This is a genomic window from Magnetospirillum sp. LM-5 (genome assembly GCF_902729445.1).
Taxonomy (GTDB): domain Bacteria; phylum Pseudomonadota; class Alphaproteobacteria; order Rhodospirillales; family Magnetospirillaceae; genus Magnetospirillum.
Window position 1 is genome coordinate 125,276 of sequence record NZ_CACVCE010000067.1, and the last position, 22,472, is coordinate 147,747.

Consider the following 22,472-nt stretch of genomic DNA (forward strand, 5'->3'; position numbering starts at 1 on the left):
GGGCCTATTCCACTTCGTGGGTCAGGGCCAGGCGGGCGTAATCGTTGCGGCGATAGCTCTCGATCAACTCGTGGACGTCGGCGGCCGGCACCCCGACGGTGGTCAAGGCGTGGCCGGCCAGGTGCAGGCTGCCTTCCAGGATTTCCGGCACCACCACATGGGCGCCCAGCGCCTCGAGCACCCGGGCCTGGCGGCGGTCGCGGGCGCGCACCAGCAGACGCAGATCGGGGAAGGCGCGCTTCAGGCGCGGCACCAACTTCTCGCGCCCCGAGCCGGAATTGATGGTCATGACCACCAGGCGGGCGCGGGCGGCGCCGACCGCCTTCAGCACATCGACCTTGCGGACGTCGCCGAAATAAACCGGCAGGCCCTTGGCGCGCAGTAATTCGACCATGTGCGGGTCGCGGTCCAGGGCGACGAAGGGGATCGACTTTTCGGCCAGGATGGTGGCGACGATCTGGCCCGACCGGCCGCAGCCCACCAGGACCACATGGTCCTTGAGGTCCTTTGAATCCTCGTCGGGGACATGCGCGGCCCCTTGCAGGCGGCGGTGGCGCCGGATCACCCAATCACCGATCGCCGCCAGGATCGGGGTCAGCGCCATGCTGATGGCGACCACCGCAGTAATGGTCTCGATGGTGGCGGCGTTGGTCAGGCCGACCTGGCCGGCCTTGGCCAGGACCACGAAGGCGAACTCGCCGCCCTGGGCCAGCAGCAGGCCAAGATTCAAGGCGGTCGCCAGCGGAAAGCGGAAGGCCAGCGCCAGCCCGGTCAGGATCAGCGCCTTGCCGGCCAGCAGGGCCCCGACCATGGTCGCCATTTCGGGCAAGCGGGCCAGCACCTGATGCGGATCGACCACCATGCCCACCGTCAGGAAGAACAGGCCCATCAGCAGGCCGCGAATGGGCTGCAGGTCGGCTTCGACCTGATGGCGGAACTCGGTGCTGGCCAGCAGGACGCCGGCCAGGAAGGCGCCCAGGGAATGGGACAGTCCGGCGGCCTCGGTGGCGAAGCTGGTGCCGATCACCGCCAGCAGTGCGGCGGCGACGAACACTTCCGGGGAATGGGTGCTGGCGACCGCCTGGAACAGCGGACGCAGCGCCAGGCGGGCGACGGCGAAGATCAGCGCCATGGCGATGGCCGCCTTGGCCACCGACAGGCCCAGGGCGGTTGCGCCCGACAGGAAATCGTGGCTGGTGGCCAGCAGCGGGATCAGCACCAACAGCGGCACCACCGCCAGATCCTGCAAGATCAGCACCGCCACCGCGACGCGGCCGCCCTGGCTGTTCATGCTGCCCTGGTCCGACAGGATCTGCAGGACGAACGCGGTCGAGGAAAAGGCCAGGGCGAAGCCGATCACCAGGGCCGGGCGGAATTCGGTGCCGACCAGGGTCAGGGCCAGCGTGGCGACCAGGCCGGTCAGCATCATCTGGGCGCTGCCCAGCCCGAAAATGTAGTGGCGGATCACCTTCAGGCGTTCCCACGACAATTCCAGGCCGATCATGAACAGCAGGAAGACGATGCCCAGCTCGGCCAGGCTGCGGGTGCCGTCATTGTCGGCGATCAGGCCCAGCCCGACCGGGCCGACCACCGAGCCCGCCACCAGATAGCCCAGCACCGGGCTGACGCGCAGACGCTGGCACAGCGGCGAGATCACCACCGCGACGGCCAGGAAGACCAGGATGTCCTCGATGATCCCGTGATGCACGTCAGGCTCCGAAGAAGGGCTTCCCGTTGGTCTTAATGGGGAAGCGCCTTCTCGGTAAGTGGGGGATGCCCCTTATGGATTCTACCGGACCAGCGGCTTGTACTTGATGCGGTGCGGCTGATCGGCGTCGGCGCCCAGGCGGCGCTTGCGGTCGGCCTCGTAATCCTGGTAATTGCCCTCGAACCACACCACCTGGGAATCGCCCTCGAAGGCCAGGATGTGGGTGGCGATACGGTCCAGGAAGTAGCGATCGTGGCTGATCACCACGGCGCAGCCGGGGAACTCGGCCAGGGCGTCTTCCAGGGCCGACAAGGTCTCGACGTCCAGGTCGTTGGTCGGTTCGTCCAGCAAGATGACGTTGGCCGGACGGCTCAGCATCTTGGCCAGGTGGACGCGGTTGCGTTCACCGCCCGACAGCACGCCGACCTTCTTTTGCTGGTCGGCGCCCTTGAAGTTGAACAGGCCGGCATAGGCGCGGGAATTGATCTTGCGCTTGCCCAGGTCGATCTCTTCCTGGCCGTCCGAGATTTCCTGGAACACGGTCTTTTCGGGGTCCAGGCTGTCGCGGCTTTGGTCGACATAGCCCAGCACCACCGTCTCGCCGACGGTGAAGGTGCCGCTGGTCGGCTGCTCGGCGCCGGTGATCATGCGGAACAAGGTGGTCTTGCCGGCGCCGTTGGGGCCGATGATGCCGACGATGCCGCCCGGCGGCAGCTTGAACGACAGGTTCTCGTACAACAGATTGTCGCCGAAGGCCTTCGAGACCTTGTCGGCCTCGATGACCTTGCCGCCCAGGCGCGGCCCCGGCGGCACGGTGATGACGGCCGGGCCGGTGGCCTTTTCCTGGCTCTTGGCGACCAGATCCTCGAAGGCGTTGATACGGGCCTTGCTTTTGGTCTGCCGCGCCTTGGGGCTGGCGCGCACCCATTCCAGCTCGTCCCGGATGGCGCGCTGGCGCGCGGTTTCCTCGCGCTCTTCCTGGGCCAGGCGCTTTTCCTTCTGCTCCAGCCAGCTGGTGTAATTGCCCTCGTAGGGGATGCCGTGGCCGCGTTCCAGTTCCAGGATCCAGCCGGTGACGTTGTCCAGGAAGTAACGGTCGTGGGTGATCATGACCACGGTCCCGCTATAGGTTTCCAGGAAGCGTTCCAGCCAGGCCACCGATTCGGCGTCCAGATGGTTGGTGGGCTCGTCCAGCAGCAGCATGTCGGGGTGGGACAGCAGCAGGCGGCACAGGGCGACGCGGCGGCGCTCGCCGCCCGACAAGGTGGTCACCGGCGAATCGCCCGGCGGGCAGCGCAGGGCGTCCATGGCGATCTCGATCTTGCGGGTCAGGTCCCAGGCGTCGAGATGGTCGATCTTTTCCTGCAACTCGCCTTGTTCGGCGATCAGGTCGTTCATTTCGTCGTCGGACAATTCCTCGGCGAACTTGGCCGAGACCTCGTCGAAGCGATCCAGCAGGGCCTTGGTCTCGGCCACCGCTTCCATGACGTTGCCCAGCACGTCCTTGGCCGGGTCCAATTGCGGTTCCTGGGCCAGATAGCCGATCTTGACCCCTTCGGCGGCCCAGGCCTCGCCGCCGAATTCCTTGTCGATGCCGGCCATGATCTTCAGCAGGGTCGACTTACCGGCGCCGTTGGCGCCCAAGACGCCGATCTTGGCGCCGGGCAGGAACGACAGGGTCAGGCCCTTCATGATCTCCTTGCCGCCGGGATAGGCCTTGGTCAGGTTCTTCATCACATAGATGTATTGATAGCTGGCCATGGGATCCTCCGGGCGAGAAAAAGCTTTGGGGCGGGTTTAGACAGCAAGGCGTCAATCGTCAAGAGATTGCACCCCTGCCTTGCCCGTTTCCCCCCTTGCCAGCCGCGCCGACACCTGAAAGCATGGTGCCCTATTCGGTAAAGATGCTTGGGAGGGCCTCGATGACCGGCAAGACACCTTCGCTTCCCCGTTGTGCCGCCCTGGTCGGCCCGTTCGCCGCCGGCAAGACCAGCCTGCTCGAGGCCCTGCTGCTGCGCGCCGGCGCCATCGCCCGCCAGGGCCGCATCAAGGACGGCAACACCGTCGGCGATGCCAGCGCCGAAGCCCGCGCCCGCCTGATGAGCGTGGACCCCACCATCGTCGCCACCGACTATCTGGGCGAGAAATGGACCCTGATCGACTGCCCTGGCTCGGTCGAGTTCCAGCAAGACACCTTCAACGTCCTGGCCGTCGTCGATGCCGCCGTCGTGGTGTGCGAGCCCGATCCCGCCCGCGCGGTGATGGTGGCGCCCTTGTTGAAGTTCCTGGACGAGCGGCGCATCCCGCACATGCTGTTCATCAACAAGGTCGACAGCGCCGGCACCCGCCTGAAGGAAACGCTGGAAGCGCTGCAGGGCGTGTCGGAGCGCCCGCTGGTTCTGCGCGAGGTGCCGATCCGCGAGGGCGACAAGGTCACCGGCTTCATCGATCTGGTCAGCGAGCGGGCCTATAAGTACCAGCCCGGCCAGGCCTCGGACCTGATCAAGATCCCCGATGCCATCAAGGACGAGGAACAATTGGCCCGCCAGGAAATGCTGGAACATCTGGCCGATTTCGACGACCACCTGATGGAAGAATTGCTGGAAGACGTCCAGCCGCCCAAGGACGAGGTCTATGACGACCTGGCCAAGGACCTGGCCGACGATCTGATCGTGCCGGTCTTCTTCGGCTCGGCCGAGACCGACGGCGGCATCACCCGGTTGTGGAAGGCGTTGCGCCACGAGGTGCCGGCCCCCACCGCCACCGCCGCCCGGGTCGGCTTCGCCAATGGCGGCCCTGCCATCGCCCGGGTGTTCAAGACCGTCCATGCCGCCCATACCGGCAAGCTGTCCTATGCCCGCATCCTGCGGGGCGAGTTCGCCGACGGCCAACCGGTCGATGGTTCCCGCGTCTCGGGCCTGTACCTGCCCGCCGTCGGCGGCCCGGCCAAGGCGGCCAAGGCGGGCTTGGGCGAGGTGGCAGCATTCGGGCGCCTGGACAGCGTCAATACCGGCGACGTGCTGGGCGGCGAGGCCAATGGCGGTGCCGCCTGGCCGGCCCCGCTGGAGCCGCTGGCCGGGCTGGCGGTCGAGGCCGAGAAGAAGGGCGACGACGTCAAGCTGTCGGGCGCCTTGGTGAAATTGTGCGAGGAAGACCCGTCCTATCGCCTGGAAAACAACGCCGAGTTCAGCGAGCTGGTGCTGTGGGGCCAGGGCGAGATTCACCTGCTGGTGGCCTTCGAGCGGCTGAAAAGCCGGTTCGGCATGGCGGTGGTGACCCACAAGCCGACGGTTCCCTATAAGGAGACCATCAAGAAGGCGACCAGCGTGCATGGCCGCCACAAGAAGCAATCGGGCGGCCACGGCCAGTTCGGCGACGTCCATATCGACATCCGGCCGCAGCCGCGCGGGGCCGGCTTCGCCTTCGAGGACAAGATCGTCGGCGGCGCCATCCCGCGCAATTATATCCCGGCGGTGGAAGACGGCGTGGTCGAGTTCCTGAAGCAGGGCGCGCTGGGCTTCCCGGTGGTCGACATCGCGGTGACCTTGAAGGATGGCAGCTTCCACGCCGTCGACAGTTCCGACATGGCCTTCAAGACGGCGGCCCGCATCGCCATGGTCGAGGGCATGCCCCAATGCGAGCCGGTGCTGCTGGAACCGATCCTGCAGGTCGAGATTTCGGTGCCGTCGGACTGCACCTCGAAGGCGCAGCGCATCATTTCCGGCCGGCGCGGCCAGATATTGGGCTATGACGGCAAGGAAGGCTGGGCCGGCTGGGATCAGGTGTCGGCCTATCTGCCCCAGGCGGAAATGGGCGACCTGATCGTCGAGCTGCGCTCGCTGACCATGGGCGTCGGCACCTTCTCGTGGCGGTTCGACCATCTGCAGGAACTGACCGGCCGCGCCGCCGACAAGGTGGTGGAAGACAGGAAAGCCAGCCTGGCCAAGAAGGGGTAGGGGGGCGACTTGCAGCTTTTAGGATATGTCTTTATGCTTGCTCCCAATTTCAGGGGGCAGCATGACGACGCAGCCGGGAATCGTTCTCCAGCTTGATATCGACCTGAAGGTTGACTGGCCGACCTTCGTCAACAAACTGGCCGAGGTCGCGGCGCAAGGCTTCGTCACCGCCTTGGGTGGCGACGGCGTCAGCAGCGGGGTTTCGGCCCTGCTGGGGGCGGCCGGCGCCATCAAGACCGACCTGTCGCCGGGCCGGCGCGGCTGGGAATTGTTCTGCCTGTCCTTCGCCTGGGCCTTCGATTCGCTCAGGGCCGATCTTGGCGATCCCCAGGTTGCCAAAGATGCCGCCAAGAAGGCTTTGGCTGTCGCTCGGCAGGCCGTCGAAAAGAACGCCTTCATTCCCACTGGCTTTCTGCGCCAGCCCACCACCCTGCCGATCTATGCGGTGGTGCGCGATGCCTTCGTGAGCCAGCGCGCGTCGTTTCGGCCCCATGGAGGCGAAGAGGCCGCGGTGTTGAAGGCCCGTCTGGATTCCGCCTTCACCCGTGCGGTGTTCGAGGTGTGGTCCAAGGATACCGGCCGGTTCGCCCCCTTGGAAACAGCCTTGAAAGCGCCCGGGGCTTCGGCCAATGCCTTCGAACGGGAATGGGATGCCTATCGCCAGCGCCTGATCTGGGAATTCACCATCAAGCCGGTGTTCGGGCAAGAGGAAACCAAGGTCTCGCTTTCGCAGCTTTACGTGCCGCTGCGCGGGTTGTGGTGGGATAAGGGGCATGGCCCGCGCGGGCAGGGAATGGACCCAGACAAGCCCCCCCATGTCGTCCGTCTGGATGAGATGCTGGACCAGTGGATCGCGTCGGGCGATGCCGATGACTGGCTGCGCTTGATCGGTGGCGGGCCGGGCAGCGGCAAATCCACCACCTTGAAGGCGCTGGCCCGGCGACTGGCCAACCGGCCGAACTTCCGGCCGCTCTATATCCCGCTGCAGCATATCGACCTTGGCGGCGACCTGCGCGAGGCCATCAACCATCATTTCACCGACACCACCGACTGCCCGTTTCGTCACCCACCCCTGGGGCGTGAGGCGATCGAGACCGGGCCGCCCCTGGTGCTGCTGTTCGACGGGCTGGATGAATTGGCGCGGCCCCATGGCGGTGGCGAGACCGACGTCACCGTGCAATTCAGCACCAAGCTTCAAGCCTTGGCGACGGCACTGCGCGGCGACCAGGGGCGTATCCTGCGGGTGGTGGTCAGCGGCCGCCCCGTCGCCTTCCAGACGGCGCGCCGCCATCTGCCGGCCGGGGCCAATAAAAGCTATGAAGTGGCGGGGTTGCTGCCGCTGCCGGACGATTGGCAGGGCGACACGGCGTTGATCGCAACCGACCTGCGGCCGGTTTGGTGGGAACAATATGCCGTCGTCAATGGGCTGGACCGCCAGCCGCCCCCGGCAATGACCGAGCAAGGGCTGATGGAACTGACCGCCGAGCCGTTGCTGTGTTACCTGCTGGCCCTGTCGGGCTATGTCACCGGCAATTGGCAGGAAGCTGCGGACAACCACAATCGAATCTACGAAAAACTGATCGAAGAGGTATGGCGCCGAGGTTGGGGCGACGGCAGTGGCCGGGTGCGGCGGCAGGGGCCGGGGCGCGAATTGACCCATGACGATTTCGTCCGACTGATGGAAACCATCGCCCTGGCCGCCTGGCACGGTGGCGATACCCGCGTCGCCACCGAAGAGCGCTTTGACGCTGCGATGAAAATCTTGCGGACCACCGCCATCTGGCAGGCGTTCAAGAAAATCAATGGCCCCGATGTCGGCAATCTGGCCCTGAATTTCTATTTGAAATCGCACGAGGCCGATCGTCGCGGCTATGAATTCACCCACAAAAGTTTCGGCGACTATCTGACCGCCCGGGCCATAAGCCGGATCGCCGGCGAATTGGTCCGGCAAATCGATTGGCGGATCGAAACTGCTGCCGCCGAATGGCTGACCGCCTGCGGCGACGGTGTGCTAACCTTCGAGATTCTCAAATTCTTAAGGGGCGAGGCGCGTCTGGCTGCGATCGGGAACTGCGTCGCGATCAAGGACGCTTTCGTCCGGCTAGCGTCCCATGCCCTGGCCGACGGCTTTCCCGCCCATCAGGCTGCCACCACCTGGCGGGGGGCCGAACAGCGGCAGAACCGCGCCGAAGCCCTGTGCTGGGCGGTGATGAATGCCAGTGCCTGGGCGCTTCATGGGGGCGGGGCCCCTGTCACCTTGCAAGTCAGCGGTCTTGAGGGTGATACATTCGCCGCAATGACGGCGCGCGTTTCAGGAGGAGGTCCTTTCGGCCAGCGACGTTTCGCTTTCCTGAGTTTGGAAGGCCTTAAGTTTCAAATGCTGAATTTGGGTTTCGCCGATCTGTCTTTCGCAGTTATGACCGGGGTTGGCCTGAGTGGTTCATCATTCGCGTTTGCAGATATGACGGGCGCGATTCTGACCTCCGCCTCATTCGTGAACGTTGACTTTTATGCTGTGACGTTGCGGCAGACTGACCTCCGCGGGGCGTATCTGGATGCCAGCGATTTAGGTCATAGCGTTTGGATAGACGTTGCCGTCTCCGGCCTGACCCTGTCAGAACGAACCGCGGCGGCCATGGCGCTTCCGGACGATGTCTTCGAGCCCGGGACCTTGCGGTTTCTTCCTGGTCGGGTGTCCAATGACAATAGTGACGGCAAATTCATCTTCACCCCCGAGGACGAGGGCTGAACGCAATCACCCCTGCGGTTTCAGCCGGGCGGCATTAAGCGATGCAGGAACACGGATGGCACGGATGCCGCTGCGCGGCCACGGATAACACGGATTTTGGGGATTTACGGCGTCTCCCCACCACCCTTCACGTCATGGCCGGGCTTGGCCCGGCCATTCACGCGCATCCGCATAACGCGCTGTTTCTATTCGATTTTGTTCGGCGCTACGGGGATGCCCGTGTCAAGCACGGGCATGACGAAGGGGGGCGGCGACCCGCGTCCCTTCCGGGCTCGAGGCCCTGAAATCCGTGTCATCGGTGTCTTTCCTTCCCGCCGTTCAAAACGTCAGGAATCCTGCCGCTTCAGCCACGCCTTGTAGCGGGTGTCCTCGGCGACCAGGTGGTCGAGCAGGCCGGCGAGCAGCAAACGGACCACCTGGCGCATGTCGTCCGGGCCGGCACTGTTGGCCAACAGGCTTTCGACGGCGGTGACGCTGGACAGTAATTGACGGTGTTCGTCGGCGTGGGCTTCCTGGTCGGGGAAGTCAGCGCGGGCCAGCATCGCTTCCTCGTCCTGGAAGTGCCGGGTCAGGTCGGCCAGGAAGTGGGTGTAGAAGCGCATCACCTCATCGCGGGAGGCGCCGCTCTCGATGGCGTCCATCACTTCGTCCAGATCGACCAGGAAGGCGCGATGCTGGGCGTCGATCAGCGCGTCGCCGACCGCCAACTCGTCCTTCCAATTGATCCTGATGTCGCCCGTTTTGCTCACGCTATCTCTCTCGTTCCCGGGGCTGGGAACGAGATGATAGGCGAAGCCGGGGGGAGGACCTTAACCGCGATCAAACATTGAAGCGGAAATGGAAGATGTCGCCGTCCTGGACGACATATTCCTTGCCCTCCAGGCGCATCTTGCCGGCTTCCTTGGCGCCCGCTTCGCCGTTGCAGGCGATGAAATCGTCATAGGAAATGGTCTCGGCGCGGATGAAGCCCTTCTCGAAATCGGTATGGATGACGCCGGCCGCCTGGGGGGCCTTCGATCCCACCGGCACGGTCCAGGCGCGCGCTTCCTTCGGCCCGACGGTGAAGAAGGTGATCAGGTGCAAGAGGTCATAGCCGGCGCGGATCACCCGGGTCAGGCCGGTTTCCGACAGGCCCAGGGTTTCCAGGAACTCGGCCCGTTCCTCGTCCGACGACAATTGTGCGACCTCGGCCTCGATGGCGGCCGAGATGACCACCGACGAATTGCCCTCGCGCGCGGCCATTTCGGCGACCCGGGCCGACAGCGCGTTGCCGTCGGCGGCCGAGGCCTCCTCGACATTGCAGGCATAGACCACCGGCTTGATGGTCAGCAGGCCCAGCTGCTTGGCGATGCGGCGCTCGTCCTCGGAATCGAACTTGACCGTGCGGGCCGGCTTGCCGTCGCGCAGAGCCGCCAGCAGCGGCATCATCACCTCGACCTGGGCCTTGGCATCCTTGTCGCCGCCCTTGGCCTTCTTCTCCAGCGCCACCACCCGGCGTTCCAGGCTGTCCAGGTCGGCCAGCATCAGTTCGGTCTCGATGATCTCGGCGTCGCGGACGGGATCGACGCTGTCTTCGACATGCTTGATGTCGTCATCGACAAAGCAGCGCAGCACATGGACGATGGCATCGACCTCGCGGATGTTGGCCAGGAACTGGTTGCCCAGGCCTTCTCCCTTGGACGCACCGCGCACCAATCCAGCGATATCGACGAATTCCAGCTGGGTCGGAATTTCTTTCTGGCTTTTGGCGATGGCGCACAGCTTGTCCAGGCGCGGGTCGGGCACGGCGACGCGGCCGACATTGGGCTCGATGGTGCAGAACGGATAATTGGCCGCCTGAGCCGCCGCCGTCTGGGTCAGCGCGTTGAACAGCGTGCTCTTGCCCACGTTGGGCAGGCCAACGATGCCGCAATTGAAACCCATCGGATCATCCCTTCTTCGCGTCGATCGCCGCCTTCAAAGCCTCGGCCAACGAGCCGGCGACCGGGGGGGCGGTGGTGGTTGTCACGGCTGGACCGGCGGGCTTGGCCGCTGTGTCCGGCTTGTCCTTCTTCGGTTTGGGCGGCGTCACCGCCGTCGTCACCTTGTTCATGAAGCCCGCCTCGTCGCCGGCCAGCAGCAGCCCCAGATGGGCGGCGACGGCGTCGATCAGCGGGTCCAGCCAGGCCTGGTCGGCCTTGGCGAAATCGTGCAGCACGTAATCGGCGACGCGGTCCTTGTCGCCGGGATGGCCGATGCCCAGACGGACCCGGCGGTAGTTCTGGCCCAGATGGGCGTCGATCGATTTCAGCCCGTTATGGCCGCCGGCGCCGCCGCCCCGTTTGACGCGGATGCGGCCGGGCAACAGGTCCAGCTCGTCATGGATCACCAAGACCTGCTCGACCGGAATCTTCAGGAAGCGGGCGGCATTGGCCACCGACTGGCCCGACAGGTTCATATAGGTCAGGGGCTTCAGCGCCAGCACCTTGATGCCGTCGATGCTGCCTTCGGCCAGCTCGCCCTGGAACTTGGCGCGCCAGGGGGAAAAGTTATGGCGGCGGACAAGGCTGTCCGCCGCCATGAACCCGATATTGTGGCGGTTGCCGGCATATTCGCGCCCGGGGTTACCCAGGCCGACCACCAGAACCGCCGACACGATCGTCAGCCGGCAGCCGGGGCTTCGCCAGCGTCAGCGCGCTGCACGGTCGGCGGCGCGATGGTAACCACGGTCGCGGCCGCACCCACATGATAGGGGGTGACGCCGGCCGGCAGGCTCAGCTGGTTGACGTGGACCGAGGCGCCGATATCCAGGCCGGCCAGATCGATGACGATCTCGGCGGGGATGGCGTCGGGGGCGCAGGTGACCTCGACCTCATGCAGCTCGATGGTGACGACGCCACCGCGCTTGACGCCCGGCGACTTGTCGGCGTTGGCGACGTGCACCGGCACCTTGACGTGCACGACGGCGTCGGCCGAAACGCGCATCAGGTCGATGTGGATCGGCTGGTCGTTGACGGGGTGGAACTGCACGTCGCGGGCCAGGCAGCGATGCTTGCCGCCGGCGCCCAGATCGACGTCGAACAGGCGGGTCTTGAAGCCGGGCTTGTGCAGTTCGGCCCAAATGACGCGGGGGTCGATGGCGATGCAGATGGGGGTCTGCTTGGCCCCGTAAATCACTCCGGGCACTTTCCCTTCGCGGCGAGTGGCTCGGGCGGCCCCCTTTCCGGCCCGGTCGCGCAGCTCGGCGGCGATGGCGCTAATCTCGGTCATGGTCATCTCCAATCATGCGAAAAACGCGGCCTCCAGGGGTGCCGCGATGAAGGGGCTTGATCTACACTGCCCAAGCATGATTTGCAAGGGCGATGAACGCCGAACGCCTGACCCGCCAACTGGACTTCGTGCTTGAACTCGACAAGCTGAAGACCATCACCCGCCAGACCCTGCTGGCCGATTCCTCGCGGCCCGAGACCGACGCCGAGCATTCCTGGCAGGTCGCCTTGATGGCGCTGCTGCTGGCCGAATACGCGCCGGCCGGGGCCGAGCCCACCAAGGCCTGCCACATGCTGCTGATCCACGACGTGGTCGAGATCGATGCCGGCGACACCTTCATTCATGACGAGAAGGGCAATGCCAGCAAGGCGGCGCGTGAGGAGGAAGCGGCCCGACGCCTTTACGGGATTTTGCCGCCCGACCAGGGCGAGGCGCTGGCGGCGCTGTGGCAAGAATACGAGGATCGCACCACGCCGACTGCCCTTTATGCCGACGCGCTGGACCGGCTGCAGCCGATCATCAACAATTTCGCCACCCAGGGGGCGACCTGGCATTCGAACCACGTCACCGCCGACAAGGTGCGCGGGCTGGTCAAGCGCATTGCCGCGGGCGCCCCGGCCCTGGGCGAATATGCGGCCAAGTTGGTGGAAGAGGCGGTCCGGCGCGGCTATCTGGCGCCGTGAGTCTTCATCCAGCCGCCCAGCCAGATCAGACCCCAGCCGACCGCGACCAGCGGAATTCCTAGGAACAATCCGCCGACCACCAGGCTTTGCGGCGGAACCATGGGGTGGGGTGCGGCCAAGCCGACCCATTGGACGGCGCCGGTGGCGACGGCGCCCAGGGTGGCCAATCCGGTCAGGGCCATCACAGCGATGCCGGCAAAGATCATGATCTTGCTCATTCGTCGCACCCTAGAAGCGGCAGGCGCGGCGCTCCTTGGCTTCGGTCAAGTGGTCGGCTTATATCCAAGACCCCAAACCTTTGTTATGATTCGGTGACAAGGTCGCGAGGGATGGGATGGACCTGCTGCTTGTCCTGACGGTGCTGACCGTCATCATCGTCTTGCTGTTCGACTACACCAACGGTTTCCACGACGCCGCCAACATCGTCGCCACCGTCATCGCGTCCCGCGCCATGAGTCCAGCCCAGGCGGTGGCGGTGGTCGGCATCTTCGAGTTCCTGGGGCCGCTGTTGGGCGGCACGGCGGTCGCCAACACCATCGGCAAGTTCGTCAGCCTTGGCGACCTGACGGGCCAAGTGGCGCTGACCACGCTGCTGGCCGGCCTGTTGGGGGCCATCGTGTGGAATTTCGTGACCTGGTGGAAGGGGATTCCGTCCAGTTCGTCCCACGCCCTGGTCGGCGGCCTGGTCGGCGCTGTCTGGGTGTCGGCCGGCAGTGACCATGTGGTGTGGGGGCTGTCGGAACTGTTCCGGCACGGCCATTTTACCGGGGTGACCAAGGTGCTGCTGGCCCTGGTGCTGTCGCCGGTGGCCGGCTTCGGGGTCGGCTTCATCATGCATCGGATCGTGCTGGGCTGCCTGCGCGCCGCCAAGCCGTCGGCCAACGCCCGCCTGCGCCGCTCGCAATTCATCACCTCGGCCGGGCTGGCCTTCTCGCACGGGGCCAACGACGCCCAGAAAAGCATGGGTATCCTGACGCTGGCCTTGATGCTGGGGGGCTTCATCCATTCGTTCGAGGTGCCGTTCTGGGTGATGCTGGCCTGTTCGACGGCGCTGACCGCCGGCATCTTGTCGGGCGGCTGGCGCATCGTCCGGACCCTGGGTTTCGCCATCTACCGGGTGCGGCCGATCCATGCGCTGGATTCGCAGCTGACCTCGGCGGCGGTCATCTTCGCCGCCTCGATGGCCGGCGCCCCGGTCTCGACGACCCATGTGGTCGCCACCTCGATCATGGGCATCGGCGCCTCGGAACATCCCCGGGCGGTGCGGTGGGAAAAGGCCAAGGAAATCGCCACCACCTGGATCATCACCATTCCCAGCGCGGCGCTGATGGGGGCAAGTTTCTTCGCCCTGCAGCGGGCGTTCCTGGGCCTTGGCTGAAAGGGCCATCATGACCGACAAGCCTGATTCGCTGATTCGCCGCCTGTTCGACCGGGTGTTCCCCAAGGCGCCCGACTTCTTTTCGCTGCTGTCGGAACAATGCGTTCAGGTCGGCCACACCTCCAACCTGCTGGTCGAGTTCATGGAAACCGACGATCCCCGGGTCGGCGAGCAGATCCGCGCCGACGAGCATCAGGCCGACACCATCAAGGTCAGGAACATCCACATTCTGAACGAGGCGTTCTCGACGCCGATCGACCGCGAGGACATCTACCGCTCGATCACCGATCTCGACGAGATCGTCAATTACTGCAAAAGCACGGTCAACGAGATGGCCGCCCTGGGGGTGACGCCCGACGCCCATCTTCTGGAGATGGCGGTGCAATTGCGCGAGGGGGTCGGGGCCTTGATCAACGGCTATTCCAAGCTGGCGACGAACCCGGCCGCCGCCGCCCACGATGCCGACCTGGCCCGCAAGTCGGAACGCAAGGTGGAAAAGATCTATCGCAAGGCGCTGGCCGACCTGTTCCAGGGCGAGGATTACATCAGCATGTTCAAGCGCCGCGAGATCTATCGCCACGTCGCCAACGCCGCCGACCGCATGGCGCACTGCGCCAACACCTTGCACGACATCGTCGTCAAGATGGCGTAAGGGGGCGTTGCGATTCGGCCTTGCCGGAAGGGGCTGGGGGCGGTATTGGTAAAAATCGTATTTTACCAATACCGCTGAGGGCGACACATGCATCGGCTCAGTCTGGCTCTGCAAACCATGTACGCGGACCTTCTGCAGCGTTGCCTTGATGCGGCCTTCGATGCCGACTTTCCAGAGAATGGCAGCTTCTATCAGCAGGAAAGACGTGGCCGTCGCTATTGGTACTATTCCGGCTACGATCGCGGCGGCCACAAATCCACCAAATATGTCGGCCCCGTCGATGATCCTGACATCAGTGGCCGGGTTGCCCAGTTCGGCCTGCTGAAATCGAGTTTCCGCGAGCGCAGGGGAGCTGTCCGCGCGCTGGTCGCCGGGGGGCTTCCGGCGCTGGATTCGTTCACCGGCAGCATTATCGATGCCTTGGCCAAGGCCGGCCTGTTCCGCCTGCGCGCCTGCCTGGTCGGATCATTGGCGTTCCAGGCCTATTCCGGATTGCTGGGGGTCCGGTTGCCGCAAGCCCAATTGATGACCAGCGATGCCGACATCGCGCAGTTCCTGTCCATCTCGACCGAGGTTTCCGACAGCATGCCGGCCATGATCGGCGTGCTGCAATCGATCGATCCGACCTTCACCGAGATCGGCCCTTTGTCAGATAACGGCACGGCGATCGCTTACAAGAACGCCGCCGATTACCGGGTGGAGCTTCTGGTCCCCAATCGCGGTTCCGACGATTATGCCATCCGGCCACCGCCGATGCCGGCGCTGGGGGGGGCTTCGGCACAGCCCTTGCGCTTTCTTGATTTCCTGATTTGGCAGCCGGTCCGCGCCGTGCTGCTTCACAATGCCGGCATCGCCGTCAATGTGCCAGCGCCGGAACGATATTTGGTTCATAAGCTGATCGTCGCGACCCGCCGTCGCCCCGAGGACATCATCAAAATCGACAAGGATCTGTCCCAGGCGGGGACATTGGTCGAGGCGATGGCGGCCCATCGGCACCATCAATTGTTCGACGCCTGGAGCGAGGCGTGGGAGCGTGGCGATTCATGGCGAGCCGCTTTGAAACAAGGCCGTGGCATGCTGCCACCCGCCATCGGTGAGCTGTTGACCGAAGCCATCAGGCGGGCGTGCGGGGAGAGTGGCGACGATCCGGCCGGCATCGGGTGTGGTGATCGCGGCTGATTCCCCGGTCAGGTTCCGCCCAGAAACTCCCGCGTCACCCGCACCGCCTCGGCCAGGCCGACCTTCTTGACCTCGCAGCCCTCGGGGAAGGCGGAATAAAGGCGGCTGGGCATCATCGGGTCCAGGGCCACGAACACACCATGGTCGCCGGCCCGGCGGATCAGGCGGCCGAAGGCCTGTTTCAGGCGCAGCCGGGCGATCATGTCGTCATAGGCCTTGCCGCCGAACTCGGCGCGGCGGTGGCGGTGCAAGATGTCGGGGCGCGGCCATGGCACCCGGTCGAACACGATCAGCCGCAACGAGCGCCCCGGCACGTCAACGCCGTCCCGGACCGCGTCGGTGCCCAGCAGGCAGGATTCCTCCTCCGAGCGGAAGATGTCGACCAGGGTGGCGGTGTCCAGATTATCCACATGCTGGGCCAGCAGGGTCAGGCCGGCCTGATCCAGTGGGCCGGCAATGCGGCCATGCACCGCCTTCAGGCGCGAGATGGCGGTGAACAGACCCAGCGCGCCGCCGCCGGACGCCAGGAACAGCTCGCGATAGGCCGCCGCCACCTGGGCCATGTCGTCCTTGCGGACGTCAGTCACCACCAGCACCCGGGTCTGGGCGGCATAATCGAACGGCGAGGGCATGGCGGCGCGAAATGGCGCGGCGGCCAGATGGACCGTGCCCAGGCGGCGCTCGGCCGCCAGCCAGCCTTGCTCGGCAGTGCCGTCCCTTAAGGTCGCCGAGGTGATCAGCACGCCGTGCGCGGGCTCCAGCACGGTCTTGGCGAAGGGAATGCCGGGGTCGATCCAGTGGCGGTGCATGCCGGCATCGACGTCGCGGCCGTCGATCCGGTCGATGCCGAACCAATCGACGACGCGATCCTGCGGCCCGGTGTTCAGATCGTCCAGCATGCCCTTCCAGCCGGCCAGCGGCAGCAGCACCCGGCGCTGGATCGAGCGCGACAGGCTTTCGATGCGCGAGCGGGTGGCGCTGTCCAGTTCGCGCGCCTCATCGTCCAGGGCCTTTTCCAGGCAGGTGGCCAGCACGGTCAGGGGTTGGCCCAGGCGGCCCAGATGGTTGGCCAGATCGCCGGCGGCCTCGGGCAGGCCGTCGATGGGCGGCTGGCATTCGGCTTCCAGGCTATAGGGCGAATCGGGGGCCTGGCTGCGGGCCAGCACCTGCTGGCGGGCCAAGCCAAGAAAGCGCTCGGTGGCACCAACGGGCTGGCCCTCGCTGATGCGGGTCTGCCAGCCGGGGCCGGGCAGGCACTGGGCGGCCAGCAGGGCGGCGTCCAGGGCCTCGGGGGCTTCCTCGGCCAGGCCCAGCAGGTCTTCGGCGCGTTTCTTCAAACCGCGTGCCCGCGAGCGGGCGCCGTCGCCCTCGGGGCCCAGCAGCCAGCGGCGCACCTCGGCCGCCTCGAAGCCGGTCAGATGGGCGGAAAAGGCCGAATCGGCCGCTTCGAACAGATGATGGCCCTCGTCGAACACCAGACGCTGCGGCTGGCTTTCGTCGTCCAACCCGCCCAAGGCCGCCTGGACCAGCACCAGGGCATGGTTGGCGATGACCAGATCGGCGCGCCTTGCTTTTCGGATGGCGCGCTCGATGAAGCAGCGGGAAAAGTGCGGGCAGGCCGAGAAGATGCATTCGCCGCGCCGGTCGGTCAAACCGATCGAGCGGGCGCGACCGACCAGATCGGGCAGCCAGCCGGGGAAGTCGCCGCCGACCATGTCGCCGTCGCGGGTGGCCAGGGCCCAGCGGGCCATCAGGCCGGCGCCCACCGCATCGGCCGGGCGGTGGCGGCTGACCATTTCCTCGAAATTCAGCAGGCACAGATAATTCTCGCGGCCTTTCCGGACCACCACCTTGCGGGCCTTGGTGCCGGGATCGCGGTACAGCCGATCCAACTCGCCGTCCAGCTGGCGCTGCAGGTTGCGGGTATAGGTCGATAGCCACACCGGGGCGCCGTTGGCCTCGGCCCACAGCGAGGCGGGCGCGATATAGCCCAGGGTCTTGCCGGTGCCGGTGCCGGCCTCGGCCAGCACCAGGCGGGGCTCGCCCACCCGTTCGCGCGGAATGAAGGCCTGGGAGGCCGCCGAGGCGTAATCGGCCTGGGCCGGGCGGTGCTCGGCGTTGACTCCCAGCAACTCGGCCAGGCGCTTGCGCGCCGCCTCGGGTTCGACCGGCTGGTTGCCGGGCGCCGGCTCGGGCGCGTGTTCCGACCATTCCGGCAGCCGCTCCCACACCCGAAGCGAGCCGCCGCGGCCCAAATCCCCCGACACCCCCAGGGCCGCCAGAACCGAGGTGGACCACGACCAGCCGGCCTTGGCCATCGCCCAGGCCGCCGAGCGGGTGTCGCCGGCCCGGGCGGCACTGTCCTGGCCGGTGCGCTCGGCCAACTCCTCCAGCAAGGTGCGGGCGGCGCGGATCAGCAATTCGGCCGCATCCTCGGCATCGCCGGGCGGGGCCAGGTTCAGCGCCTCGGCCAATCCCCTGGGGGTGGGCAGGCAGAAGCGGGCCGGGCGGACGAAGGCGAACAATTCCAGCAGGTCGATCGCCGCCATCTGGTCAAGGCCCAGCCGGCCGGCCACCGCCGGGGCATGGCAGACCAGGGCGGGCTCGGCGCGGGCGCGGGCGGCGGCCTCGGCCAGGGTCAGGTGGTGGAACTCGCCGTCAAGGTCCAGCCACACCGCCTCGCGGATGCCGGCGATCAGGGCGGGCGCGCGCGGAAGCAGGATGCGGGGAGGGGCGGGCGGCGACATGGGCCGGAGTATAGAGCCAGGCGGCCGGCGATCAAAGCCGGTGGGATGGATTTTTAACCAGGCCGATGGTTGAATGGGGTCAAGCCCTTCACCAGCCTGTGCCGGAGCCCGCCATGCGTCCCTTGATCGCCGCTTTCGTCCTGTCCGCCTTGGCGCTGTCGCCGGCGGTGGCCGCCGACAAGGCGGCCAAGAAGCCGAGCGACGGCACCTATATCCTGACCGACAAGGAGGATGGCACCACCTTCGGCCGCGTCGATGGCGAATCGGTGATGCTGCAAAAGACCCCCGACGGCACCGTCGGCAAGATGGGCAAGGACAAGGTCATCTTGATGAAGGACGGCCAGGGCAACACCATCGGCCGCGTCGGCGACAAGAAGGTGTTCTGCCATCGGGACCCCGAGGCGGGCTTGACCTTCTGCAAGTAAGGGGGGCTTCGCCCCCCCGGCCTGTGGCCGGATCCTTCTGCAAGAAAGGGGGGCTTCGCCCCCCGGCCTGTGGCCGGACCCTTCTGCAAGAAAGGGGGGCTTCGCCCCCCGGCCTGTGGCCGGACCCTTCTGCAAGAAAGGGGGGCTTCGCCCCCCGGCCCCAAGGGCGCCTTACTTCTTCTTGCCGATCTCTTCCAGCTGGCGCTGCAGCATGGCGACCTGGGCCTTCAGGTCGTTCAACTGCGCGTCGCCGCCCTCGGCCGTGCCGTCCACGCCGCCGCCGGGGATGAAGGGGTTGAACATCTTCATGGCGTTCTCGACGAAGGCCATGTTCTGCTTGTTCATCTCTTCCAGCGGATTGAACGGGAAGATGCCTTCCAGGGCGTTCTGCATCACCTGGCGCATCTGCTGCTCGTTGCGCGAGAAGGCCTGCATCGAGGTCTCCAGGTAGCGCGGCACCAGGCCGCCCAGGGAATCGCCGTAAAAGCCGATCAACTGGCGCAGGAAGCTGATGGGCAGCAGGTTCTGGCCGCCCTTGGATTCTTCCTCGACAATGATCTGGGTCAGCACCGAGCGGGTGATGTCCTCGCCCGACTTGGCGTCGTAAACGACGAAGTCGGCACCGTCCTTCACCATCTGGGCCAGGTGGTCCAGGGTGACGTAGGACGAGGTGGCGGTGTTGTAAAGTCGGCGGTTGGCGTACTTCTTGATGGTGATCGGCGCCTGTTGGGCGGTGTGCGCGTCGGACATCCTGTATCGCTTCCTTGGCGTGGCCTCGATGAAATCTAGGGTATCATTGTTTTCTCCATCATGCCGCATCGCAAAGCATTTGTCACCGCAACGCAACGCAGAATCCCTCTGGTCGCACTGGTCATGGCGGTCGGGCTGATCTATACTCCGGGTCATGTCTGAAGCGCCGCCGGATTTCAGGGCGCTCGCGCGCCGCTATCTCGACCTTTGGCAAGAGCAGGTGGCCGCGATGGCCAATGATCCGGCGCTTGCCGAAGCGGTCGCCCGTGGCATCACCTTGATGACCCAGGTGCCGGCCGCCTTCGTCCAAGCGGCAGCCGCCGGCGCTGCCAGTCCCGCGAGCGAGGACCGTTCCAACGATGCCGCAACGGCGAACGTCAGTTCCTCCGACTCACCTGCGCCAGGGGCCCCGGCCTTTGCCGCTGCATCTTCTGACGCATCTATCGACGCTGGCCGGCTCGCGCGCCGCGTTGCCGCTCTTGAAAAGCGGCTCGCTCGGCTGGAAGGAAAGCTTGGCGAACAAGGCGCACGCGTTGAAGGAAAGCCTCGACGCCGCCGGCCCCGAGGCGTGGAATCGGCTTGACGAGGAACTGGCCGCCGAAGCGGCCCGGCGCCATCAGGCGCTGCTGGACGGCATCGAGGCCTATCGCCGCCACCCTTACGCCCGCACCCTTGATCGGCCGCCGGAAATCTGGCGCCAGGGCTCGACCTCGCTGCTGGATTACCGCATCCGGGCCGGCGGCTTGCCGGTGCTGGTCATTCCGTCCCTGGTCAACCGCGCCTATATCCTGGACCTGTCGGCCAGGAAAAGCCTGATGCGCTATCTGGCCGGCAAGGGGTTGGCGCCGTTTTTGGTGGATTGGGACAGCCCCGGCCCCGCCGAGCTGGGCTTCGACCTGACCGCCTATATCACCGGGCCGCTGGCGGGCGCTCTCGAGGCGGTGGTACGCGAGACCGGGCGCAAGGCCGCCCTGGTCGGTTATTGCATGGGCGGCGACCTGGCCCTGGCCCTGGCCCTGCACCGGCCCGAGCGGGTGGCCTCGTTGGCCTTGATGGCGACGCCGTGGGATTTCCATGCCGGCCGCGACGGCCAGGCCGTGCTGGTGCGCGCCCTGATGCAGCCCTTGGGCATGATGATCGACGCCGCCGGCCAGTTGCCGGTCGATCTGCTGCAGGCGATGTTCGCCTCGCTCGATCCCGGCCTCAATGCCAAGAAGTTCGCCCTGTTCGCCCAATTGCCGCGCCGCGCGGCGCGCACCCGCGATTTCGTCGCCCTGGAAGATTGGGCCAATGATGGCGTGCCGCTGGCCGGCCCGGTGGCGCAGGAATGCCTGTTCCAGTGGTACGGCGAGAATTCTCCGGCCAAGGGGCGCTGGCTGGTGGCCGGCCGCCCGGTCGATCCGGCAAGGGTCGCCGTCCCGACATTGGCGATGATCCCGGAAAAGGATCGCATCGTGCCGCCCGATTCGGCGACCCCCCTGGCGGCGGCGATTCCCGGCGCCCAGGTGATGATGGTCAAGGGCGGTCACGTCGGCATGCTGCTGTCGGCCCGTGCCGTGTCGCAGGTTTATCGTCCGCTGGCCCGCTGGCTGGTGGAAAGTTCGGTTCAATAGAGCGGTTGCGCTGCACAGCGTCTCCGGTCTATGACAGTTGCGGTTTATTCTCTTTCGAATAGCCGCGTTATGGGGCAACAAAATTACCCGAGGAGAAGTGATCCATGACCGATATCGTTATCGCCGCCGCCACCCGCACCGCCGTAGGTTCGTTTAGCGGCTCGTTGTCCGGGCTGCAGGCTGCCGACCTGGGCGCCACCGTCATCGCCGAGGTCCTGAAGCGGGCCGGTGTGGCGGCCTCGGACGTTACCGACGTGATCATGGGTCACATCCTGAGCGCCGGCAATGGCATGAACACCGCCCGTCAGGCCGCCATCAAGGCCGGCCTGCCGATCGAATCGACCGCGCTGACCATCAACCAGGTGTGCGGCTCGGGCCTGCGCGCCGTGGCGCTGGGCATGCAGGCCATCCTGGCCGGCGACGCCAAGATCGTGGTGGCCGGCGGCCATGAAAGCATGAGCAACTCGCAGCATGCCGGCTACCTGCGCGGCGGCATCAAGATGGGCCCGATGGGCTTCGTCGATACCATGATCAATGACGGTCTGACCGACGTGTTCAATTCCTACCACATGGGCGTCACCGCCGAGAACGTGGCCAAGGAATACGGCATCAGCCGCGAAGAGCAGGACGAGTTCGCCGTGGCCTCGCAGAACAAGGCCGAGGCCGCCGTCAAGTCGGGCCGCTTCAAGGACGAGATCGTCCCGGTCAAGATCGTGGTCAAGAAGGAAGAGAAGCAGTTCGACACCGACGAGTTCGTGCGCTTCGGCGCCACCTTGGACTCGCTGGCCAAGCTGCGTCCGGCCTTCGACAAGGCCGGCACCGTCACCGCCGGCAACGCGTCGGGCATCAATGACGGCGCCGCTTGCGTCGTGCTGATGACCGCCGAGGAAGCGGCCAAGCGCGGCATCAAGCCGCTGGCCAAGATCAAGAGCTGGGCCACCGCCGGCGTCGATCCCAAGGTCATGGGCATTGGCCCGGTTCCGGCCTCGAAGAAGGCGCTGGAAAAGGCCGGCTGGACCCACGAGCAGCTGGATCTGGTCGAGGCCAACGAGGCCTTCGCCGCCCAGGCCATCGCCGTCAACAAGGGCATGGGCTGGGACACCTCGAAGGTCAACGTCAACGGTGGCGCCATCGCCATCGGCCATCCGATCGGCGCCTCGGGCTGCCGCGTCCTAGTGTCCTTGATCCACGAGATGATCAAGCGTGACGCCAAGAAGGGCCTGGCCACCTTGTGCATCGGCGGCGGCATGGGCATCGCCATGTGTATCGAGCGCTGATAGAATCAGTCGAATTCAGGACCGGGAAGTCGCCGGCCGCCCTGCGGCTTCCCGTTTTATTTCAAGGGGTGGAAGCATGCCGGCACAAAAAACGGCCGGCCAACCA

The 22,472-nt window shown here is 65.9% G+C and carries 18 protein-coding genes; 9 read left to right on the forward strand and 9 right to left on the reverse strand.

The genetic code is table 11. The features are described from left to right. Nucleotides 1–4: 4 nt before the first annotated feature. Together MTBLM5_RS17050 and ettA are read right to left on the reverse strand one after the other, a co-directional pair. Nucleotides 5–1,708 carry a monovalent cation:proton antiporter-2 (CPA2) family protein gene (locus tag MTBLM5_RS17050; protein ID WP_173977247.1) on the reverse strand — a complete coding sequence of 568 codons (1,704 nt, stop codon included), beginning with the start codon at nt 1,706–1,708 and terminating at the stop codon, nt 5–7. Nucleotides 1,709–1,789: 81 nt separating this feature from the next. After that, the gene (gene ettA / locus MTBLM5_RS17055) at nt 1,790–3,469 is read right to left on the reverse strand and encodes an energy-dependent translational throttle protein EttA (protein ID WP_173977248.1); all 1,680 of its coding nucleotides are present in this window, start codon (nt 3,467–3,469) and stop codon (nt 1,790–1,792) included. A gap of 161 nt (nt 3,470–3,630) precedes the next feature. On the opposite strand from ettA, the gene MTBLM5_RS17060 reads away from it, so the two are divergent. Both MTBLM5_RS17060 and MTBLM5_RS17065 read left to right on the forward strand, forming a co-directional pair. Next, the gene (locus MTBLM5_RS17060; protein WP_173977249.1) at nt 3,631–5,664 is read left to right on the forward strand and encodes an elongation factor G; all 2,034 of its coding nucleotides are present in this window, start codon (nt 3,631–3,633) and stop codon (nt 5,662–5,664) included. Between the two features lie 268 nt (nt 5,665–5,932). Continuing rightward, nucleotides 5,933–8,413 (forward strand): NACHT domain-containing NTPase, encoded by a 2,481-nt coding sequence (locus tag MTBLM5_RS17065; protein ID WP_173977250.1) that lies wholly within the window; start codon nt 5,933–5,935, stop codon nt 8,411–8,413. A 326-nt stretch (nt 8,414–8,739) separates the two neighbouring features. Here the strand turns inward: MTBLM5_RS17065 and MTBLM5_RS17070 are convergent, their stop codons facing one another. The 4 genes from MTBLM5_RS17070 to MTBLM5_RS17085 form a co-directional block, all read right to left on the reverse strand. Further along, nucleotides 8,740–9,162 (reverse strand): bacteriohemerythrin, encoded by a 423-nt coding sequence (locus MTBLM5_RS17070; protein WP_173977251.1) that lies wholly within the window; start codon nt 9,160–9,162, stop codon nt 8,740–8,742. A gap of 70 nt (nt 9,163–9,232) precedes the next feature. Then, nucleotides 9,233–10,336 (reverse strand): redox-regulated ATPase YchF, encoded by a 1,104-nt coding sequence (gene ychF / locus MTBLM5_RS17075; protein ID WP_173977252.1) that lies wholly within the window; start codon nt 10,334–10,336, stop codon nt 9,233–9,235. A 4-nt stretch (nt 10,337–10,340) separates the two neighbouring features. Then, the gene (gene pth, locus MTBLM5_RS17080) at nt 10,341–11,048 is read right to left on the reverse strand and encodes an aminoacyl-tRNA hydrolase (protein ID WP_173977253.1); all 708 of its coding nucleotides are present in this window, start codon (nt 11,046–11,048) and stop codon (nt 10,341–10,343) included. A gap of 5 nt (nt 11,049–11,053) precedes the next feature. After that, nucleotides 11,054–11,662 carry a 50S ribosomal protein L25/general stress protein Ctc gene (locus MTBLM5_RS17085; protein WP_173977254.1) on the reverse strand — a complete coding sequence of 203 codons (609 nt, stop codon included), beginning with the start codon at nt 11,660–11,662 and terminating at the stop codon, nt 11,054–11,056. Nucleotides 11,663–11,754: 92 nt separating this feature from the next. Here MTBLM5_RS17085 and MTBLM5_RS17090 point away from each other — a divergent pair, with 92 nt between their 5' ends. Next, nucleotides 11,755–12,345 (forward strand): HD family hydrolase, encoded by a 591-nt coding sequence (locus tag MTBLM5_RS17090; protein WP_173977255.1) that lies wholly within the window; start codon nt 11,755–11,757, stop codon nt 12,343–12,345. Here MTBLM5_RS17090 and MTBLM5_RS17095 read toward each other — a convergent pair. Next, nucleotides 12,330–12,563, reverse strand: a complete 234-nt coding sequence (locus MTBLM5_RS17095; RefSeq protein ID WP_173977256.1) for a hypothetical protein — start codon at nt 12,561–12,563, stop codon at nt 12,330–12,332. The genes MTBLM5_RS17090 and MTBLM5_RS17095 overlap by 16 nt on opposite strands. Nucleotides 12,564–12,679: 116 nt before the next feature. Here MTBLM5_RS17095 and MTBLM5_RS17100 point away from each other — a divergent pair, with 116 nt between their 5' ends. The 3 genes from MTBLM5_RS17100 (at nt 12,680) to MTBLM5_RS17110 (ending at nt 15,554) form a co-directional block, all read left to right on the forward strand. Next, a complete protein-coding gene (locus tag MTBLM5_RS17100; RefSeq protein ID WP_173977257.1) occupies nt 12,680–13,723 on the forward strand; it encodes an inorganic phosphate transporter in 1,044 nt (347 codons plus the stop codon). A gap of 10 nt (nt 13,724–13,733) precedes the next feature. Next, nucleotides 13,734–14,375, forward strand: a complete 642-nt coding sequence (locus MTBLM5_RS17105; protein WP_173977258.1) for a DUF47 domain-containing protein — start codon at nt 13,734–13,736, stop codon at nt 14,373–14,375. A gap of 117 nt (nt 14,376–14,492) precedes the next feature. After that, nucleotides 14,493–15,554, forward strand: a complete 1,062-nt coding sequence (locus MTBLM5_RS17110) for a GSU2403 family nucleotidyltransferase fold protein (protein WP_217425052.1) — start codon at nt 14,493–14,495, stop codon at nt 15,552–15,554. Nucleotides 15,555–15,562: 8 nt separating this feature from the next. On the opposite strand, the gene MTBLM5_RS17115 is transcribed toward MTBLM5_RS17110, so the two are convergent. Next, nucleotides 15,563–18,301, reverse strand: coding sequence for an ATP-dependent DNA helicase (locus MTBLM5_RS17115; protein ID WP_173977260.1), 2,739 nt, complete (start codon nt 18,299–18,301; stop codon nt 15,563–15,565). Between the two features lie 113 nt (nt 18,302–18,414). Between MTBLM5_RS17115 and MTBLM5_RS17120 the strand changes: the two genes are divergently transcribed. Continuing rightward, complete coding sequence (locus tag MTBLM5_RS17120) at nt 18,415–18,726, forward strand: hypothetical protein (protein ID WP_173977261.1); 312 nt, start codon at nt 18,415–18,417, stop codon at nt 18,724–18,726. A gap of 171 nt (nt 18,727–18,897) precedes the next feature. Here MTBLM5_RS17120 and phaR read toward each other — a convergent pair whose 3' ends face one another. Further along, entirely contained in the window at nt 18,898–19,476 is a 579-nt protein-coding gene (phaR, locus tag MTBLM5_RS17125) for a polyhydroxyalkanoate synthesis repressor PhaR (RefSeq protein WP_173977262.1), read from the reverse strand. A gap of 416 nt (nt 19,477–19,892) precedes the next feature. Between phaR and MTBLM5_RS17130 the strand changes: the two genes are divergently transcribed. Beyond that, complete coding sequence (locus MTBLM5_RS17130) at nt 19,893–21,089, forward strand: alpha/beta fold hydrolase (RefSeq protein WP_254431104.1); 1,197 nt, start codon at nt 19,893–19,895, stop codon at nt 21,087–21,089. A gap of 104 nt (nt 21,090–21,193) precedes the next feature. Then, complete coding sequence (locus tag MTBLM5_RS17135) at nt 21,194–22,366, forward strand: acetyl-CoA C-acetyltransferase (RefSeq protein ID WP_173977264.1); 1,173 nt, start codon at nt 21,194–21,196, stop codon at nt 22,364–22,366. Nucleotides 22,367–22,472: the final 106 nt, after the last annotated feature.

Bases quoted from the DNA above. Each gene is read 5' to 3' on its own strand.
- MTBLM5_RS17105 (WP_173977258.1), top strand. From the start codon at position 13,734: ATGACCGACAAGCCTGATTCGCTGATTCGCCGCCTGTTCGACCGGGTG.
- MTBLM5_RS17100 (WP_173977257.1), top strand. From the start codon at position 12,680: ATGGACCTGCTGCTTGTCCTGACGGTGCTGACCGTCATCATCGTCTTG.
- MTBLM5_RS17090 (WP_173977255.1), top strand. From the start codon at position 11,755: ATGAACGCCGAACGCCTGACCCGCCAACTGGACTTCGTGCTTGAACTC.
- MTBLM5_RS17085 (WP_173977254.1), bottom strand. From the start codon at position 11,662: ATGACCGAGATTAGCGCCATCGCCGCCGAGCTGCGCGACCGGGCCGGA.
- MTBLM5_RS17060 (WP_173977249.1), top strand. From the start codon at position 3,631: ATGACCGGCAAGACACCTTCGCTTCCCCGTTGTGCCGCCCTGGTCGGC.
- MTBLM5_RS17095 (WP_173977256.1), bottom strand. From the start codon at position 12,563: ATGAGCAAGATCATGATCTTTGCCGGCATCGCTGTGATGGCCCTGACC.
- ychF (WP_173977252.1), bottom strand. From the start codon at position 10,336: ATGGGTTTCAATTGCGGCATCGTTGGCCTGCCCAACGTGGGCAAGAGC.
- phaR (WP_173977262.1), bottom strand. From the start codon at position 19,476: ATGTCCGACGCGCACACCGCCCAACAGGCGCCGATCACCATCAAGAAG.
- ettA (WP_173977248.1), bottom strand. From the start codon at position 3,469: ATGGCCAGCTATCAATACATCTATGTGATGAAGAACCTGACCAAGGCC.
- MTBLM5_RS17115 (WP_173977260.1), bottom strand. From the start codon at position 18,301: ATGTCGCCGCCCGCCCCTCCCCGCATCCTGCTTCCGCGCGCGCCCGCC.
- MTBLM5_RS17110 (WP_217425052.1), top strand. From the start codon at position 14,493: ATGTACGCGGACCTTCTGCAGCGTTGCCTTGATGCGGCCTTCGATGCC.
- MTBLM5_RS17135 (WP_173977264.1), top strand. From the start codon at position 21,194: ATGACCGATATCGTTATCGCCGCCGCCACCCGCACCGCCGTAGGTTCG.
- MTBLM5_RS17120 (WP_173977261.1), top strand. From the start codon at position 18,415: ATGCGTCCCTTGATCGCCGCTTTCGTCCTGTCCGCCTTGGCGCTGTCG.